The sequence below is a fragment of the Undibacterium sp. Di24W genome, assembly GCF_049340325.1.
Taxonomy (GTDB): domain Bacteria; phylum Pseudomonadota; class Gammaproteobacteria; order Burkholderiales; family Burkholderiaceae_D; genus Undibacterium.
Window position 1 is genome coordinate 1 of sequence record NZ_JBMPOP010000029.1, and the last position, 378, is coordinate 378.

1 protein-coding gene is annotated in these 378 nt (G+C 44.7%); it reads left to right on the forward strand.

The annotated features are described in order from the left end of the window. Window positions 1-378, forward strand: a 378-nt coding sequence (locus ACO0KZ_RS20485; RefSeq protein ID WP_422998639.1) for a hypothetical protein, incomplete at both ends; no start/stop codon positions are given.

Consider the following 378-nt stretch of genomic DNA (forward strand, 5'->3'; position numbering starts at 1 on the left):
AAGACGAAGACGTCTTGACAGGTACAGGTACCGTCAACAAATTGACAGCCACTTTGGGTAACGCGAATGACAACGGCGGTACCGTCATTACACCAAAATTGAACAACATCAACGTGTTGGATTTGACATTCTCCGGTTCTTCATCAGCAGGCAATATCTCTAACAATGCGGTTACCACATTGGATTTGCAAGATGCGACGAACGTTAAAGAAGTTTCGGTTAATCGCATCACTTCAGTGTCTAACGTGGCCGCAATTGAAAACTTGCAAGCGCCATTGACGACTATGTCAATCAATAACACCAATGCCAACAACACTGGCGTGGTTGAATTCTCTTTCGCAACAGATGTATTGAGAGGCGCAAGCGCTGGTACATTAA